Genomic DNA, 13,124 nt, shown 5'->3' with positions numbered 1-13,124 from the left:
CGAACTCACCTGCCGCTGGAGATCGTGTCTGCCACGTCACCCGCCGTCAATCGGCGGAAGATATTGCCTGGTCACGGGCTTTTCCCGATTGACACGTCAATCGGACGTGCGGAGCGAGGAGGAGTGCGATGGGAACGCTTGACGGCAAGGTGGTGCTGGTGACCGGCACCGGCGGCGGTCTGGGGCGCGTCGCGGCGCTGACCTTCGCCCGCGAGGGCGCCAAGGTGGTCGGGGCCGACATCCAGGTCGACGGCAACACCGAGACGGTCGACCTCGTCCGCGCCGCCGGTGGGGAGATGACGAGCATCGCGCCCGTCGACCTGACCGACCCGGAACAGGTCCGCCAGCTGGTCGAGGACGCCGTGGCCGCCTACGGCGGGCTCGACGTGGTCTACAACAACGCGGCCGCGCTGCGGTTCGGCCCGCTGCCGGACTTCTCGGTCGAGGACTGGCGGTACACGATCGCCGGTGAACTCGACATCCCGTACCTGGTGTCGAAGTTCGCCTGGCCGCACCTGGTGCGGCGCGGCGGCGGCGTCATCATCAACGCCGCCTCGATGGCCGGGATGATCGCGGGTCACGTCCCGCCGATGGTGGGCCACACCGCGGCGAACGCCGGCGTCATCGGCATGACCCGGCAGCTCGCGCTCGAAGGGGCGCCGCACGGCATCCGGGCGGTGGCGGTCAGTCCCGGGCCCATCCTCACCCCGGCCAGTGACCGCGACCTGGGGGACAACCAGGAGGCCCGGAACGCGATCACCGCGAAGACGATGCTGAAGCGGTTCGCCCGCCCCGAGGAGGTCGCCGAACTGGTGGTCTTCCTCGCCTCCGACCGGGCGTCGTACATCACCGGCGCCAATTACGCGGTCGACGGCGGCGCGAGCGCGTGGTGACCGACCTCGGGGCACTGCCGCGCCGGGGCCCCGCCCCTTCCGGGCGGGGCCCGGCCCTCATCGAGAACCTTTGCTCTGCTTCACCGGACGCAACACTTGAAGCCCTCGAGTGTTGCGTCCGGTGAAGCAGAGCAAAGGACGTGCGGGAGGGCATGGGCACCCGGCAGCCCGGCGATCACCGCGACCGGGCGACGCCCCCGGTCCTACCCGGCGTGATCAGCCGAACCACCGTCCAGAGCGGCAACCCACCGCGCCGGCCTCTTCTCCCGGAACGCCAGGACCCCTTCGCGGCCCTCGTCGGAGAGGAAGTAGCCGGTCGAGAGCGCGGACAGGCGGGCCAGCTCAGCGCGCAGCTCGGCGGTGCCCGGCCGGCGCAGCAGATCCTTTGTGCCGGCCAGCGCGCCGGGCGCGCCCCGGACCAGGGAGTCGCAGTAGCCCCGCACCACGTCGTCCAGCTCCTGGGCCGGCACCGAGGCCGTCACCAGGCCGACCTCGGCGGCCCGCCGCCCGTCGAAGGTGTTCCCGGTCAGGTACAGCTCGGCGGCGGCGCGGGGGTGCAGCCGGGGCAGCACTGTCGCCGAGATCACCGCCGGGATCACCCCGATGCGGACCTCGGTGAACGCGAACGTCGCCTCGTCGGCGCAGACCGCCAGATCGGCGGCGGCGACCAGGCCCAGTCCGCCGGCCCGCGCGGGCCCGGCGACCCGGGCCAGCACCGGCTTCGGGCACTCCCAGAGCGCCGCCAGCACGTCGCCCAGCATGCCGGCGGGCACGGTGCCGCTGGCGTACGCCGCGGCGGTCTCCTTCAGGTCCGCGCCGGAGCAGAAGACCGGCCCGGTGTGGTCGAGCACGATCACCCGGACCCGGTCGTCGGCCACCGCGTCGGCCAGCCCGGCCAGCAGTTGGGTCATCAGCGCGGTGGAGAGCGCGTTGCGGTTGTGCGGGCTGTCCAGGGTGAGGGTGGTCACCCCGCGGGCCGTGGCGACCCGCACGAGCACGTCGGGAGAGGTCATGCCGGGCACACTAGTGGCCATGCCCGGCGTCCTTCCAGATGGTGAGACCGTCCCCGTCGACGGTTCGCTGCCCGCCACCGCCACCACGGCGGTCGGCGCACGCGGCTTCGGCGTGTACGTCCACGTACCGTTCTGCGCCAGTCGCTGCGGCTACTGCGACTTCAACACGTACACGGCCGCCGAGCTGGGCGGGGGCGCGAGCCGCGAGGCGTACGCCGACACCGTGCTGGCCGAGCTGGCGCTCGCCGCCCGGGTGCTCGGCGACAGCCCGCCGCCCCGGGTCGACACCGTCTTCGTCGGTGGCGGCACGCCCACCCTGCTGCCCGCCGACGACCTGGCCCGGATCCTCGACGGCATCGACCGCACCTGGGGGCTGGCCGCCGACGTCGAGGTGACCACCGAGGCCAACCCCGAGTCGGTCACCCCGGAATCGCTGCGGCGGCTGCGGGCGGCCGGCTACACCCGGATCTCGCTGGGCATGCAGTCCGCCTCCCCGGGGGTGCTGGCGATCCTCGACCGCACGCACAGCGCCGGCCGGGCCACCGCCGCCGCCTCCGAGGCGCGCGAGGCCGGGTTCGACCACGTCAACCTGGACCTGATCTACGGCACGCCGGGGGAGCGGGCCGAGGACTTCGCCGGGACACTGGAGCAGGTCGTCGCCGCCGGGGTCGACCACGTCAGCGCGTACGCCCTCATCGTGGAGGACGGCACCCGGCTCGCCGCCCGGATGAAGCGCGGCGAGGTGCCGTACCCCAGTGACGACGTGGCGGCGGACCGCTACCTGGCCGCGGAGGCCGCCCTCGACGCGGCCGGCCTCTCCTGGTACGAGGTGTCCAACTGGGCCCGCACCGACCAGGCCCGGTGCCGGCACAACCTGCTCTACTGGACCGGCGCCGACTGGTGGGGCCTCGGGCCGGGCGCGCACAGCCACGTCGGCGGGGTGCGCTGGTGGAACGTGAAGCACCCCACGACGTACGCCCAGCGGCTGGCCGCCGGCGCGTCACCCGGCCTGGCCCGCGAGGTGCTCACCACGGACGAGGCGCACATGGAGGACGTGATGCTCCGGCTGCGGCTCGCCAGTGGGCTGCCGCTGGGGGTGCTCGACGACGCCGGCCGGGCCGGTGCCGCGCGAGCCCTCGCCGACGGCCTGCTGGACGCCGAGCGGTACGCCGCCGGACGGGCGGTGCTCACCCTGCGCGGCCGGCTGCTCGCCGACGCGGTCGTACGCGACCTGCTGCCCTGAGCCGGACACCCCACCCGGCCGGCGGCGGTGTGCCGGACCGGCCGGGGGAGCGGCCGGCCCGGATCACTTGATGAAGTTGGCGGACAGCGGGTAGCGGTAGAGCTGCCCCTCGTTGGCCTTGATACCGGCCAGGATGCCGCACACGGCCCCGAGGATGATGGCCGCCGCGACGCCGATGAAACCGATCAGGATGCAGGACAACACCCAACCGACCAGGCCGACGATCGACCAGATGAGCTGGAAGTTGAGCGCCGACACGGCGTGCGCCCGGACGGTCGGGGACTGGCTGCCCCGGGCCAGCAGCGCCACCAGCGGGGCGATCCAGCCCAGCACGCCACCGCTGATGATCGCGCCGGCCGCGCCACCGAAGTGCGCGACGAGCGCCCAGGTCTTGTCCTCGTTGTTGGCGTAGCCGCCACCGGGGCCACCGAAGGCGCCGCCGGTCGGATACCCGCCGGTCGGGCCACCCGGCGGGTAACCGCCCGGCGGGGGGTAGCCACCGGGCGGAGGGTAGCCGCCCGACGGCGGTTGGTCACCGGTGGGCGGCGGATAGCCACCGGCCGGGGGATAGCCGCCCGGGCCGGGTGCCCCGGACAGTGGTGCGGTGGGCGGCTCGGCCGACGAGGACGAGCCGGGGAGATTCGGTTCCGGCGGGTAGGCGCCGGGGTCTCCCGCGCCGGGAGGGCGAGGTGGTTCAGTCATGGTTGTCACGGTAGGTGCCGTGAGCAACGCCGCACCAGAGCGACATCGCCCTCTCGCCCGGGCCGATCGGCCCGCGCGAGGTGGCACGGGCCGTCGTTGATCATCGCGTCGGCGGGTCCGCCGACGTAGACTGGCACTCGTTACAGTCGAGTGCCAGGACGGTCCGTCGGCCCGGGTGGGCCGGCGGCCGACGTGCGACAGGAGGTGCGGAGGATGGGTCTGGACGACCGCAAGCTCGCCGTGCTCCGCGCCATCGTCGAGGACTACGTCTCGACTCAGGAGCCGGTCGGCAGCAAGGCGCTTGTCGAGCGGCACCAGCTCGGTGTCTCCCCGGCGACGGTCCGCAACGACATGGCCGTGCTGGAGGAGGAGGGCTACATCCGGCAGCCGCACACCAGCGCCGGCCGGGTGCCCACCGACCGCGGCTACCGCCTCTTCGTCGACCGGTTGTCCCGGGTCAAGCCGCTCAGCCCGGCCGAACGCCGGGCCATCGAGCGCTTCCTGGTCGGGGCCGTCGACCTCGACGACGTGGTGCACCGCACCGTACGGCTGCTCGCGCAGTTGACCCGGCAGGTGGCCGTCGTGCAGTACCCGAGCCTGGCCCGCTCCTCGGTGCGCCACCTGGAGCTGGTGCCGATCTCCACCACCCGGCTGATGCTCGTCATGATCGCCGACACCGGCCGGGTGGAGCAGCGGCTGGTGGAGCTGCCCGGTCCGGTGCCCGCCGACGACGTCACCGACCTGCGTCGCCTGGTCAACGAGAAGCTGGCGGGCGAGCGCCTGTCGGACACGCCTCCCCTGGTGCAGGCGTTGGTGGAGGAGGCGCCGGTCGCGCTGCGCCCGGCCATGACCACGCTCTCCACCGTCCTGTTGGAGACGCTTGTCGAGCGGCACGAGGAACGCATCGCCCTGGCCGGCACCGCCAACCTGACCCGGGGCGGGCTGCTCGACTTCCAGGGTTCGCTGCGGCCCATCCTGGAGGCGTTGGAGGAGGAGGTCGTGCTCCTCAAGCTCATCGGCGAGACCGAGCCCAGCACGACCCGGGTGCTGATCGGCGACGAGAACGAATTCGACAACCTGCGTGCCGCCTCGGTGGTCAGCACCGGGTACGGCCCGGGCGCCACCATCGTGGGCGGCCTGGGGGTGCTGGGCCCCACCCGGATGGACTACCCCGGCAATATCGCCATGGTGCGCGCCGTGGCACGCTACGTGGGCGAGCTGCTGGCCCAGAACTGACCAGTCAGGGCCGACGGCCGGCTGCGGCCGCCGGTCGGCGCAACGCGAGACGAACATGAGGACACGGAACGCAGTGGCCAGGGACTACTACGGCATCCTCGGTGTCAGCCGGGAAGCCTCCGATGACGAGATCAAGCGCGCCTACCGCAAGCTGGCACGCCAGTTCCACCCGGACGTCAATCCGGACCCGGAGGCCCAGGAGAAGTTCAAGGACATCAACGCCGCGTACGAGGTCCTCTCGGACGACCGGAAGCGGCAGATCGTCGACCTGGGCGGTGACCCGCTCGCCCCGGGCGGCGGGGGCGCGGGCGGCCCGGGTGGTCCCGGCGGCGCAGGCCCGTTCGTCGGTTTCCAGGACATCATGGACGCGTTCTTCGGTGGCGCCGGTGGCGGCGCCGGCCGTGGACCGCGTCCCCGGACCCGGCCGGGCGCGGACGCCATCCTGCGCCTCGAACTGGACCTGCACGAGACGGCGTTCGGCGTCGAGGCCCCGATCACCGTCGACACCGCTGTGCTCTGCACCACCTGTTCGGGCGCCGGCACGGCGGCCGGCACCCACCTGGCCACCTGCGAGGCGTGCGGCGGTCGGGGCGAGGTGCAGTCCGTGCAGCGCACCTTCCTCGGTCAGGTGGTGTCGGCCCGGCCGTGCACCGTCTGCCAGGGCTACGGCACCACCATCCCGCACCCCTGCCCGACCTGCGCCGGCGACGGCCGGGTGCGTACCCGCCGCTCGCTGACCGTGAAGATTCCGGCCGGCGTCGAGGACGGCATGCGGATCCGGCTGGCCCAGCAGGGTGAGGTCGGCCCGGGCGGTGGCACCGCCGGTGACCTCTACGTGGAGATCCACGAGCGTCCGCACGACGTCTACTCCCGCAAGGGCGACGACCTGCACTGCCGGGTCACCGTGCCGATGACCGCCGCCGCGCTGGGCACCCGACTCACCATCAAGACGCTGGACAGCGAGGAGACCGTCGACGTCAAGGCCGGCACCCAGCCGGCCAGCACGCTGCGCCTGCGCGCCCGGGGCGTACCGCACCTGCGCGGCACCGGCCGGGGCGACCTCTACGTGCACCTGGACGTCCGGACGCCCACCAAGCTCGACCCCGACCAGGAGAAGATGCTGCGCGACTTCGCCAAGACCCGGGGCGAGGAGGTCGCCGAGCTGACCAAGCAGGGCGGCTTCTTCTCCCGGATGCGCGACGCGTTCAACGGCCACGCCTGACGTGTCGGCGCCGCTGTTCCTCGTCGACGCGCTGCCCACCGGCGACGCGGTGACGCTCGACGGCCCCGAGGGGCACCACGCGGCCACCGTGCAGCGGCTGCGGGTCGGTGAGGAGCTGCTGCTCGCCGACGGCCGGGGTGGCACGGCCGCCGCCGTGGTAACCGCCGTCGGCCGGGGCAGCCTGGAGGCCACCGTCACCTCCCGGGGGTACGCGGACGCGCCGGTACCCCGGATCGTCACCGTGCAGGGCATCGCCAAGGGTGACCGGGGCGAGCTGGCCGTGCAGGCGATGACCGAGGTCGGGGTGGACGAGATCGTCCCCTGGGCGGCGTCGCGCTCGGTCACCCAGTGGCGCGGCGACCGGGGCGTACGCGCCCGGGAGAAGTGGGTCGCCACCGCCCGCGAGGCCGCGAAGCAGGCCCGTCGGCCGTGGTTGCCGGTCGTGGCCGGCGCGCCCGACGAGTCCACCGCCACGGTCGCCCGCCGGATCGCCGGCGCCGCCGCCGGGTACGTGCTGCACGAGGAGGCCCACGAGCCGCTGACCGGCGTCGACCTGCCGTCGGCCGGGGAGATCGTCCTCGTCGTCGGCCCGGAGGGTGGCATCGCCCCGGCCGAGCTGACCGCCTTCCGCGAGGCCGGCGGCCGGCCGGTACGCCTCGGGCCGGAGGTGCTGCGGACCTCTACGGCCGGCGTGGCCGCGCTCAGCGTCCTCGCCACCCGCCTCGGCCGCTGGTAGCCCGACCGTCGGTCGCGGCAAGCTGACGTGTCCGGCGGTCGTGTCCGGCTGCCGCATCGGGCCGTCGTGTCCGGCACCGGCAACCTCGTCCGCGTCCTTTGCTCTGCTTCAACGGAGGCAACAGTTTCGGCCCTTGAGTGTTGCGGTGGTTGAAGCAGAGCAAAGGATCCGATGAGTGACCCGGAGGGGGCCCTGCCGACCCGCCGGGCTGCGCCGGCCCGGACGGCCCTGTCGCCCCCGGTCAGCTGCGCAGGTACGAAGCGCCGTTCAGGTCGACGATCGTTCCGGACGCCCACTCCGCCTCGGGCGAGGCCAGCCAGTGCACCGCGGCGGCGATCTCCTCGGGCCGGGCCACCCGGTCGAAGGGGCTCTGCGCCCGGATCGCCGCGCCCCGGGACGACACGTTGACGATCCGGCCACCCCGCTCGCGCAGGTGCTGGGCGGCGCACCAGATCACGTTCCCGGCACCGGTCAGGTTGGTCTCCAGCACCTGCCGCCAGCGTGCCTGCCACTCGTCGTACGAGGTGCCGAAGATCGGGTGCGGAACGTCCCGGTCGCCGTACGTGCCCGCGTTGTTGACCAGCACGTCCAGGCCACCGAGCTGCTCGGCGGCCCGGTCGACCATGCTGCGGACCGCCTCGGGGTCGGTGAGGTCGGCGCGGACCACCACGTGCCCCGACCCGGGCAGCCCGGCACGCAGCTTCTCGGCCGCCTCGGCGGAGTCGCGGTGGTGGATCGCCACCCGGTCCCCACCGGCGGCGAACGCCTCCACCACCGCCCGGCCGATGCCGCGCGAGGACCCCGTCACCAGAACCGCCCGATCCGTCATGCCGGCCATCCTGCCTGAGCCGCGTCTGCCGTCCTTACACTGCCCCGATGGGATCCGACTGCCTGTTCTGCCGCATCGTCGCCGGGGAGATCCCGGCCACCGTGGTCCGCGAGACCGACACCACGCTCGCCTTCCGCGACATCGACCCGAAGGCCCCGGTGCACGTCCTGGTCATTCCGAAGGAGCACTACGCCGACGTCGCCACCCTGGCCGAGGGTGACCCGGCGCTGGCCGGGGCGGTGCTGGCCACGGCCGCCGCGGTGGCCGAGGACGAGGGGCTGCTCGGCGACGGGTTCCGGCTGATGTTCAACACCGGGGCGTACGGCGGGCAGGAGGTGTTCCACGCGCACGCCCACCTGCTCGGCGGTGCGCCGCTCGGCCCCATGCTCGCCCGGGACCTGACGTGACGGCCGGCAGCGACGCGTACCCCCGGTTGGACCGGCTGGTGCGCCGGGTGCAGGCCGACGCCCGCGTTCCGGCGGTGTCGGCGGCGCTGCACCGGGCCGACCGCCCTCTCTGGAGCTGCACCGTCGGCAGCACCGGCACCGACAGCGCGCTGGGGTCGGACACCCAGTTCCGGATCGGCTCGGTCACCAAGACCTTCACGGCGGTGCTCACCCTCCAGTGCCGCGACGACGGGCTGCTGGACCTGGACGACTCGGTGGGTCGGCACCTGGACCTGCCGGCGCACGGCGAGCTGACCGTACGCCGGCTGCTCTCGCACACCGCCGGCCTGCAACGCGAACCGTTCGGTGACGTCTGGGACACCCTCGACGCGCCGGACGGCGCCCGGCTGGTGGCCGAGCTGGGCCGGGCCGAGCGGGTGCTGCCGCAGGGGCGACGTTTCCACTACTCCAACCTCGGGATGGCCGTACTCGGCCTGCTGGTCGGTCGGCTGCGCGGCGGCAGTTGGGCGGAGGTGCTGGCCGAGCGGGTCCTGACCCCGCTGGGGCTGTCCGACACGACCGTGACCCCGCGCCCCTCGGCGGCCACCGGGTTCCTGGTCGACGCGTACTCCGACGAGGCGCACCCGGAGCCGCCCACCGACTTCGGCGCGGTCGGCCCGGCCGCCCAGCTCTGGAGCACCGCGACCGACATGGCCCGCTGGGCGGCGTTCCTCGCCGACCCGGCGGCGCTCGACCCGGCCGGCGCGGTCCTCACCCCGACCACGCTGGACGAGATGCGCTGGCCGTCGACCACCACCGACGAGACGCTCTGGGCCGCCGGCTTCGGGCTCGGCCTGATCCTCGTCCCGCAGGGCGAACGGGTGGTGCACGTGGGGCACGACGGGGCGATGCCCGGATTCCTCGCCGGGGTGTACGGCCGCCGGGGCGGCGACGGCACCGCCGGAGCGATGGGCGCCGCGGTGCTCGGCTCGTCCGGTACCGCGACCGAGCTGTTCGACCTGCCGCACCGGCTGCTCACCGAGGCGGTCGCGCACGACCCGGCCGACATCACGCCGTGGAAGCCCGGCGAACCCGCCCCGGCGGCCCTCCGGGGGATGCTCGGCCGCTGGTGGGGCGAGGGTTTCGAGTACGTCTTCTCCTGGCGCGACGGCGCGCTGCGGGCGCAGGGCGCGGGCGACCCGCCGGGCCGCCCGCCGGCGGTCTTCGCACCGCTGCCGGACCGGCCGGACGTGTTCCGCACGGTCTCCGGCCGGGAGGTCGGCGAACTGCTCCGGCTGACCCGCGACGAGACTCGGACGGTGGTCCGGATGCACTGGGCCACCTACCGGTTCACCCGCCACCAGGAGACCTTCGACAGGTACGACTTCCGGGTCGGTAGTTGATCGCGGCCAGCGGAAATGGGCGCGATGCGGCCCGCGTTGAACCGATACGATGGGTGTAACGTCCGCACGCCGTGCCAACCGGGCCGGCGCCGAGATCGAGAGCAGGTGCGCAGGGCCCCTCGGCCCGACCTATGACTGGCACCCCACCTCCCGGCCCGCCCCGGGTGCAGACCAGGATCACCGTGCCCGACCCCAAGATCATGGTCAATCTGCTGGGCGCGGGTGACGAGATCCTGCGCCTCGTCGAACGCTCGGTCGCCAGCGACGTGCACGTCCGCGGCAACGAGATCACCATCACCGGCGCCCCCGCCGACAACGCCCTCGCCGAGCGGGTCTTCAGTGAGCTGCTCGAACTCATCGAGAAAGGCGAGACCCTGACCACTGACGCCGTCCGGCGTACCGTCGGCATGCTCGAGCAGGGCAGCGCCGAGCGGCCCGCCGAGGTCCTGACCCTCGACATCCTCTCCCGCCGTGGGCGCACCATCCGCCCGAAGACGCTCGGGCAGAAGCGGTACGTCGACGCGATCGACACGCACACCATCGTGTTCGGCATCGGCCCGGCCGGTACGGGCAAGACGTACCTGGCCATGGCGAAGGCCGTCCAGGCGCTCCAGGCGAAGCAGGTCAACCGGATCATCCTGACCCGGCCGGCGGTCGAGGCCGGCGAGCGGCTGGGCTTCCTGCCCGGCACGCTCAACGAGAAGATCGACCCGTACCTGCGCCCGCTCTACGACGCGCTGCACGACATGCTCGACCCGGAGTCGATCCCGAAGCTGATGGCCGCCGGGACGATCGAGGTCGCCCCGCTGGCGTACATGCGGGGCCGGACGCTCAATGACGCGTTCATCATCCTGGACGAGGCGCAGAACACCACGCCCGAGCAGATGAAGATGTTCCTCACCCGGCTCGGCTTCAACTCCAAGATCGTCGTGACGGGTGACATCACCCAGGTGGACCTTCCCGGCGGGACGAGCAGCGGGCTGCGGGTCGTCCGGGAGATCCTGGGAGGCGTCGACGACGTGCACTTCGCCCAGTTGTCCAGCTCCGACGTGGTGCGCCACCGGCTGGTTGGGGAGATCGTCGACGCGTACGCCCGCTGGGACGCCGAGCGGGAGAACCAGCAGGCGCAGGGCGTCCATGCCGTACCCGGGCGACCCGCCCAGGGCGGCCGGGCCGGCCGCCGCCGCTAAAGCAGAGGAAAGCAGTTGTCCATCGAGATCGCCAACGAGTCCGGTGTCGAGGTCGACACCGACGCCGTGCTCGCCGTCGCCCGGCACGCCCTCGACGAGATGGGGGTCAACCCCCTCGCCGAGCTGTCCGTGCTGCTGGTCGACATCGACTACATGACCGAGCTGAACCACCGCTGGATGGGTGGGGACGGCCCGACCGACGTCCTCGCCTTCCCGATGGACGAGGGCAGCGTCGACCACGGCCCGGGCGAGACCGCCCCGGCCGGCGGCGAGCCGGCCCTGCTCGGCGACATCGTGCTCTGCCCCGAGGTCGCGGCCAAGCAGGCCGCGACCGCCGGGCACGCCCCGGCCGACGAGCTGCACCTGCTCACCGTGCACGGGGTGCTGCACCTGCTCGGGTACGACCACGCGGAGCCGGAGGAGGAGCGGGAGATGTTCGCCCTCCAGGCTCGACTGCTGGCGAGCTGGCGGTCGACCCGTACCCCGTGATGTCCACTCCCGTGTTACTCGCGGTCGGCCCCACGGCCGGCCTTCCCGACCTGCAACTGATTGTCTTCGCGGCCGGCCTGGTGGTGCTGGCCGGTGTGATCGCGATGACCGAGGCGGCGCTCGCCGCGGTCTCGCCGGCCCGGGCCGCCGAACTGGCCCGGGACGGCGTACGCGGCGCCCGTACCCTCCAGGCCGTGGCCGGGGACGTCGTCCGGCACCTCAACCTGCTGCTGTTGCTGCGTCTGCTCGCCGAGCTGACCGCCACCACGCTGGTGGCGTTGGTCGCGGTGGACAGCTTCGGCGCGGGTTGGCGGGCTGCGCTGGTCACCGCGGGCGCGATGACCGTGGTCAGCTTCGTGGTGGTCGGTGTCGCCCCGCGCACCATCGGCCGGCAGCACGCGTACGCCGTGGGCCGGGCGGTCGCGCCGCTGGTCCGCTGGCTGGGTCGCGCGCTCAACCCGCTCGCGTCGCTGCTCATCCTGATCGGCAACGCGGTCACCCCGGGGCGCGGTTTCCGCGAGGGGCCGTTCGCCAGCCAGGTGGAGCTGCGGGAGCTGGTCGACCTGGCCGAGCAGCGTGGCGTGGTGGAGCACGGCGAGCGTCAGATGATCCACTCGGTCTTCGCGCTCGGCGACACGATCGCCCGCGAGGTGATGGTGCCGCGCACCGAGATGGTGTGGATCGAGGAGGGCAAGACCCTCGCCCAGGCGCTGGTGCTCTTCCTGCGCTCGGGCTTCTCCCGCATCCCGGTGATCGGTGAGAGCGTCGACGACGTGCTCGGGGTGCTCTACCTCAAGGACCTGATCCGCCGCTCGCGGGGCGGCGACCCGGCGGCCGAGCAGTTGCCGGTGGCCGAGCTGATGCGTCCGGCGACCTTCGTTCCGGAGTCCAAGCCGGTCGACGACCTGCTGTCGGAGATGCAGGCGGCCCGCAACCACCTGGTCATCGTGGTCGACGAGTACGGCGGCACCGGTGGCCTCGTCACCATCGAGGACATCCTGGAGGAGATCGTCGGTGAGATCACCGACGAGTACGATGTCGAACGCCCGCCGGTCGAACGCCTCGCGGACTCCTCGGTACGGGTCACGGCCCGCCTCCCGGTGGAGAACCTGGGCGAGCTGTTCGACACCGACCTGCCCACCGACGAGGTGGAGACGGTCGGTGGCCTGCTCGCCCAGTCACTGGGGCGGGTGCCGATCCCCGGGGCGCAGGCCGAGGTGGCCGGTCTCCGGCTGGTCGCCGAGGGCACCACGGGCCGGCGCAACCGGATCGACACCGTCCTGGTCAGCAGGGTGGAGTCGGGCGACAAGCAGGACACCGCCGGGCGTGGCGACCACGCCGGCAACGGGGGCAACCCCGATCACCACCGAGACGACGAGAGGCAAGCCGCCGATGCCTGAGACCCCCGCCGCGCCCACCGCCCGGCCCACCCCCGGTGCGCCGGCACCGCTGAGCGCCGAGGACGGCAAGCTCGTCGTCCTGGCTCGGGGCGCCCGCGCGCGGGTCGGTGCCGTGGAAGGTGCCGCGGTCCGGGACCAGGACGGTCGGACGTACGCGGCGGCGAGCGTGGCGCTGCCCTCGCTGACCCTCACCGCGCTGCAGTTGGCGGTGGCCTCGGCGGTCGCCGCCGGGGCGAGCCGGCTGGAGGCGGCGGCCGTGGTGACCGAGGCGTCGACGCTTGACGGCGCGGGGCACGCCGTGGTGCGTGACCTCGCGGCGGACGCGCCGATCCACGTGGCCGCCCCGGACGGCACGGTCCTCGGCACGGTGACCGAGTGAGCC

General features: G+C 73.4%; 14 protein-coding genes. 11 read left to right on the top strand and 3 right to left on the bottom strand.

All coding sequences use genetic code 11. From position 1 onward, the window contains the following. Positions 1-128: 128 nt before the first annotated feature. Complete coding sequence (locus tag ACN263_RS23185; protein WP_422736448.1) at positions 129-893, top strand: SDR family NAD(P)-dependent oxidoreductase; 765 nt, start codon at positions 129-131, stop codon at positions 891-893. Positions 894-1,096: 203 nt separating this feature from the next. Here the strand turns inward: ACN263_RS23185 and ACN263_RS23180 are convergent, their stop codons facing one another. After that, on the bottom strand, positions 1,097-1,906 hold the full coding sequence (locus tag ACN263_RS23180; RefSeq protein ID WP_422736447.1) for an enoyl-CoA hydratase-related protein: 810 nt from the start codon (positions 1,904-1,906) through the stop codon (positions 1,097-1,099). 19 nt (positions 1,907-1,925) lie between these two features. Here ACN263_RS23180 and hemW point away from each other — a divergent pair, with 19 nt between their 5' ends. Then, positions 1,926-3,149, top strand: a complete 1,224-nt coding sequence (hemW, locus tag ACN263_RS23175) for a radical SAM family heme chaperone HemW (protein ID WP_422740791.1) — start codon at positions 1,926-1,928, stop codon at positions 3,147-3,149. A gap of 63 nt (positions 3,150-3,212) precedes the next feature. On the opposite strand, the gene ACN263_RS23170 is transcribed toward hemW, so the two are convergent. Next, on the bottom strand, positions 3,213-3,851 hold the full coding sequence (locus tag ACN263_RS23170; RefSeq protein WP_422736446.1) for a DUF4870 domain-containing protein: 639 nt from the start codon (positions 3,849-3,851) through the stop codon (positions 3,213-3,215). A gap of 213 nt (positions 3,852-4,064) precedes the next feature. On the opposite strand from ACN263_RS23170, the gene hrcA reads away from it, so the two are divergent. The 3 genes from hrcA (at position 4,065) to ACN263_RS23155 (ending at position 7,045) form a co-directional block, all read left to right on the top strand. Next, positions 4,065-5,087: a heat-inducible transcriptional repressor HrcA gene (gene hrcA, locus ACN263_RS23165; RefSeq protein ID WP_422736445.1), complete on the top strand. Its 1,023-nt coding sequence runs from the start codon at positions 4,065-4,067 to the stop codon at positions 5,085-5,087. 73 nt (positions 5,088-5,160) lie between these two features. Further along, positions 5,161-6,309 (top strand): molecular chaperone DnaJ, encoded by a 1,149-nt coding sequence (dnaJ, locus tag ACN263_RS23160; RefSeq protein WP_422740790.1) that lies wholly within the window; start codon positions 5,161-5,163, stop codon positions 6,307-6,309. Position 6,310: 1 nt separating this feature from the next. Further along, entirely contained in the window at positions 6,311-7,045 is a 735-nt protein-coding gene (locus ACN263_RS23155; RefSeq protein WP_422736444.1) for a 16S rRNA (uracil(1498)-N(3))-methyltransferase, read from the top strand. Between the two features lie 241 nt (positions 7,046-7,286). On the opposite strand, the gene ACN263_RS23150 is transcribed toward ACN263_RS23155, so the two are convergent. Next, entirely contained in the window at positions 7,287-7,874 is a 588-nt protein-coding gene (locus ACN263_RS23150; RefSeq protein WP_422736443.1) for an SDR family NAD(P)-dependent oxidoreductase, read from the bottom strand. A gap of 47 nt (positions 7,875-7,921) precedes the next feature. Between ACN263_RS23150 and ACN263_RS23145 the strand changes: the two genes are divergently transcribed. The 6 genes from ACN263_RS23145 to ACN263_RS23120 all read left to right on the top strand — a co-directional run bounded on the left by ACN263_RS23145 (position 7,922) and on the right by ACN263_RS23120 (position 13,121). After that, complete coding sequence (locus ACN263_RS23145) at positions 7,922-8,281, top strand: histidine triad nucleotide-binding protein (protein WP_355244131.1); 360 nt, start codon at positions 7,922-7,924, stop codon at positions 8,279-8,281. Further along, positions 8,278-9,663 carry a serine hydrolase domain-containing protein gene (locus tag ACN263_RS23140; protein ID WP_422736442.1) on the top strand — a complete coding sequence of 462 codons (1,386 nt, stop codon included), beginning with the start codon at positions 8,278-8,280 and terminating at the stop codon, positions 9,661-9,663. The genes ACN263_RS23145 and ACN263_RS23140 overlap by 4 nt, the downstream gene beginning before the upstream one ends. A gap of 131 nt (positions 9,664-9,794) precedes the next feature. After that, positions 9,795-10,853, top strand: a complete 1,059-nt coding sequence (locus tag ACN263_RS23135) for a PhoH family protein (RefSeq protein WP_422736441.1) — start codon at positions 9,795-9,797, stop codon at positions 10,851-10,853. 15 nt (positions 10,854-10,868) lie between these two features. Beyond that, a complete protein-coding gene (gene ybeY / locus ACN263_RS23130; RefSeq protein WP_422736440.1) occupies positions 10,869-11,342 on the top strand; it encodes an rRNA maturation RNase YbeY in 474 nt (157 codons plus the stop codon). Beyond that, the gene (locus tag ACN263_RS23125) at positions 11,318-12,742 is read left to right on the top strand and encodes a hemolysin family protein (protein WP_422740789.1); all 1,425 of its coding nucleotides are present in this window, start codon (positions 11,318-11,320) and stop codon (positions 12,740-12,742) included. Before ybeY ends, ACN263_RS23125 begins: the two co-directional genes overlap by 25 nt. After that, positions 12,735-13,121: a cytidine deaminase gene (locus tag ACN263_RS23120; RefSeq protein ID WP_355625161.1), complete on the top strand. Its 387-nt coding sequence runs from the start codon at positions 12,735-12,737 to the stop codon at positions 13,119-13,121. Before ACN263_RS23125 ends, ACN263_RS23120 begins: the two co-directional genes overlap by 8 nt. Positions 13,122-13,124 lie beyond the last annotated feature (3 nt).

This window comes from Micromonospora sp. WMMD729 (assembly GCF_049315225.1).
GTDB lineage: Bacteria > Actinomycetota > Actinomycetes > Mycobacteriales > Micromonosporaceae > Micromonospora.
The sequence above is the reverse complement of the archived record's forward strand: the minus strand, read 5'-3'. Positions and strand labels throughout refer to the sequence as shown.